This is a genomic window from Lutibacter oricola (assembly GCF_900106565.1).
Lineage (GTDB): Bacteria > Bacteroidota > Bacteroidia > Flavobacteriales > Flavobacteriaceae > Lutibacter > Lutibacter oricola.
In genome coordinates, this window is the sequence record NZ_FNNJ01000030.1 from 1 (window position 1) to 3,564 (window position 3,564).

The 3,564-nt window shown below is 28.7% G+C and carries 4 protein-coding genes; all 4 read right to left on the reverse strand.

The window, feature by feature from the left end; genetic code table 11:
* Nucleotides 1-337: 337 nt before the first annotated feature.
* The 4 genes from BLU40_RS17145 to BLU40_RS17160 all read right to left on the reverse strand — a co-directional run bounded on the left by BLU40_RS17145 (nucleotide 338) and on the right by BLU40_RS17160 (nucleotide 3,385).
* Nucleotides 338-979, reverse strand: coding sequence for a hypothetical protein (locus BLU40_RS17145; protein WP_090126671.1), 642 nt, complete (start codon nucleotides 977-979; stop codon nucleotides 338-340).
* A 131-nt stretch (nucleotides 980-1,110) separates the two neighbouring features.
* A complete protein-coding gene (locus tag BLU40_RS17150) occupies nucleotides 1,111-1,968 on the reverse strand; it encodes a CPBP family intramembrane glutamic endopeptidase (protein ID WP_090126674.1) in 858 nt (285 codons plus the stop codon).
* A gap of 160 nt (nucleotides 1,969-2,128) precedes the next feature.
* Nucleotides 2,129-2,728, reverse strand: coding sequence for a hypothetical protein (locus BLU40_RS17155; RefSeq protein WP_139171003.1), 600 nt, complete (start codon nucleotides 2,726-2,728; stop codon nucleotides 2,129-2,131).
* Between the two features lie 147 nt (nucleotides 2,729-2,875).
* Nucleotides 2,876-3,385: a tetratricopeptide repeat protein gene (locus BLU40_RS17160; RefSeq protein WP_090126680.1), complete on the reverse strand. Its 510-nt coding sequence runs from the start codon at nucleotides 3,383-3,385 to the stop codon at nucleotides 2,876-2,878.
* Between the last annotated feature and the right edge of the window lie 179 nt (nucleotides 3,386-3,564).

Sequence of the window (3,564 nt, forward strand, 5' to 3'; positions counted from 1 at the left end):
AATCGTTCCGTTTTAATGAGCTTTTTGCGTTTCAATTTATCATTTGTTTATTTCTCAAATAACTCAATTTAGTTTCTGTTTGATAGAGTAGAAGAGTGATTAGAATTTTCCCTCATTAATAATTTTTTCACGCCTCTGTCAGACTAACTATTTTAATCTTAAATGACTAAAATGTGGATTTCAGAAGTGAAATCCGCTGTTACAAGCAACGGTTTTGTGTTATGATTTCGTTGCGATAATGTCGTAAGACTTATCGTAAAAGAAATCGAAGTTTAAATTTACGATGTTTTGTCGTAAAACGACAAAATTTAGCAATGAATTATACACAGTGTTGTACCTAGTTGATTTCTATTGTTTCTATGTTTCTATTTCTTGGAATATATTCCCATTTTTCATTTATTTTCTTTATGAGAAAAGCCATATGATTCCCATAAGATGTATAACCTTTGCTTCCTTGTCCATATTCGATAACGACTATTCCATTTTCTCTTTTTTCGTCAAAACATATTCTCGAGAAACTCAACAAACTATATTCTTCATTTTCTTTAAGTTTTTCATTTGACTTTTCAAACTGTCTATATGGTTTAATAAATTGAATTTTACTTTTTTCAAATTCACGATACTTTAAAGTCTTAAAATCTCTTGAATTTACTATGCTATGAAAAATAGTAGAATCTTTTGTTCCAAAATAATTGTCATCAAACATCCATTCGTTATCTTCTTTTACTTGTGAAATCGGTAAAAGAGCATCTGATAAATAAACTTTTAAGTCGAGTGTGTCTACATTCAGAGGATTTTCATAAATCTCTTCTATTTCATTTTCGGAAAATATTTGAGGTTTTTCTATCATTTTGTTTAAATGATTTTTTAATAGATAGTTATTTGTAATATCCTCTAACGCTTTAAATTCCTCTTTTTCATATTTGTTATTACAACTTACTAATGAAATTAAAATAAATGTTAATAATATTCCTTTCATTTTTTTTCTGCAATTAGGTACAACGGTCTTGTACAAGATTTAGTTGCGTGTTTTAAGCTTTAAATTTAGTAAATAATTCCCGAGCAAAGAAAGTCCGTGAGGACTTTCGTAAATAGGCTCTAACCAAGCAATTAATTTTGTACGTTGTTGTGGTTAGTTTTTTTCTTTCGATAATAAATCTCAATTGCAATAATCATCAAAATCATTACAATAACTGCCGAAATTGTACCTTCAAATCCAAAATCTCCTCCATTAATAACGTTTTTATCGGCTATTGTAAACTCAATAATCGAATAAACATCTTGTCCACTAACATTAAACCCTACCAATGTTTGTGCTAAATTCCAACTCAAATGTAGAGCAATTGGAAACCATAAATTTTTCGTGTGAATATATGTTGCTCCTAAAAGTATTCCAGCCAAAAATAAATTTATTAAAGCGAAAGTGTCAATATTCGGATTTGCTCCGTGCATTAACGAAAATAAAATAGAAGAAATAATCAACGCAATATATTTATTAAACGAAGACATTAAGTTTCTTAAAATATATCCTCTAAAAAGAGTTTCCTCTACAAATGCTACAATCGTAAATGTTGCAATTGAGATTAATAATTCAGAGTTATCAAAATTTGTGTTTGAATGAACAATTTCTCCAATAAAATTTAATCCAACAAAGGCTAAAATCATTATTATAGCTCCCAAAAATAATCCAATAACGATATCTACTAATCGCTTTTTTATTTGAAATCCTAATTGAACAAATGCTTTTTTATCAACTAGTTTCATAAATATCCAGATGACGAAAAATGTTCCTAATAAATCAAAAAAACTAATAATCATTTTTTGAAATGATGTTTCCTCAACGGATTTATTTACAAGGTCATTTACATCAATTCCAGCAATCAAAACTCCAATAAATTGGAAAATTCCTACAATTATGAAATAAGGTAGAATTAAATATAATATTCTTAACCAATCGTAATTTTTCATATCAATCTTTTAATTAACCACAACGTGTTTGTATATGGTTTGTTGCGTGTTTTAAACACCTAATTTAGTAAATACAAACCGAATAGAAAATCCGCGAGGATTTTCGTAAGTAGGCTAGAACTAGTAATAAATTATATACGGTGTTAGGGCACGTATTTTTTTATGAAACTTCCAGTATTTCAATTTTTTCAATTTCCCAATTTCCGTTGTGTTTTTTTATATATACAATTCCTCCTTGTCCACAAAGACCACCACAGCCATAATTCACCCATAACTTTCCGTATAATTTTTGTTTATCAAATTCAATTCTTGAAAACGAAAAAACTCCAGCAAAGTTATATTTCAGTCTTTCTTTCCAAATATCAATTCCTTGGGGAAATTCCTTTCTCGGTTTAAATATGAATTTTTTAGTATTTTTTATTTTTTCAAAATCCACTTTACTTGAAGAAATATTCTCCCACTTTTCAATTTCCTCCTCAATAGCAATTATAAATTCAGTATTATATTTAGGCTTATCTTTAAAATAGTTGATTTTATATTCTTTCCATTTCTGTAATTTTATTTTAGTATTTTTTTCATTCCTAATTTCTTTCGGTGGTGGAGGAATTGGTCTAATATCTACAAACATTGAATCTACAATTTTTGGAAGTAATTCAATAAAAACTTTCTGTTCAAAATTCGGGTCTATTTTTTCTTGTCCGCATCCAAATAAGTAGAACAATGAAAATAGAAATATCAATATGTTTTTGGTTTTTCTCATATGTGCCCTAACGGTTCTTGGTATGTTTTGTTGAGTGATTAAGCTATAAAATTAGTAAATATTTACCGACCAAGAAAATCCGATAGGATTTTCGTAAGTGTGCTAGAACCAAACAATAAAATATACCAGTTGTTAGGCAACGTATTTTCATTTCCCAATTAGTTTTTTAATCCAACTTTTCGGTTCGATTCCGAGTTCTTTTTCCAATTCCGCAATTTCATTTTTAGTCGGTTGAAATTTTGGTTCTAATTTCATTGCCTGTTTAAAGTCAGATAACGCTTTTTCTAATTCTCCATTTTCTTTTCTCAAATAAGCTCGACATCTCCAAAAGGTTGCGTCTTTTGGGTTTAACTCGATTGCTTTTCCGTAATCATTTTCAGCATCTTGATTTTTATTCCACTTTTTATTCAATTCCGCACGATTTGAGTAAGCTATGGAATTCCGCTTATCAAATTCAATTGCTAAATTCAGATTTTCAATTCCTTTTTCAAGTTGGCCAATCTCAAAATGAGCAACTCCTAAATTATTATACGCATTGCTATTTTTCTCTGTTTTCAGTTTTTCATTCAATTCCGATATTGTTTTTTCATATTCCCACATTTCGTCGAAGAATAGAATTCGGAATGATTTATTATATAATTCTGAAGTCGGTTTCATATGTTGCCTAACGGTTTTTGGTATGTTTTGTGGCGTGTTTTAAGCAACTAATTTACTAAATATTTACTGACCAAGAAAATCCGATAGGATTTTCGTAAGTGTGCTAAAACCAAGCTATAAAATATACCAGGTGTTGGTTAAAGTTTTAATCATTCTAGTTTTTAATCATTTTTTTTCCT

Coding starts and splice junctions, on each gene's coding strand:
- BLU40_RS17155 (WP_139171003.1), bottom strand. CDS start 2,728: ATGAGAAAAACCAAAAACATATTGATATTTCTATTTTCATTGTTCTAC.
- BLU40_RS17150 (WP_090126674.1), bottom strand. CDS start 1,968: ATGAAAAATTACGATTGGTTAAGAATATTATATTTAATTCTACCTTAT.
- BLU40_RS17145 (WP_090126671.1), bottom strand. CDS start 979: ATGAAAGGAATATTATTAACATTTATTTTAATTTCATTAGTAAGTTGT.
- BLU40_RS17160 (WP_090126680.1), bottom strand. CDS start 3,385: ATGAAACCGACTTCAGAATTATATAATAAATCATTCCGAATTCTATTC.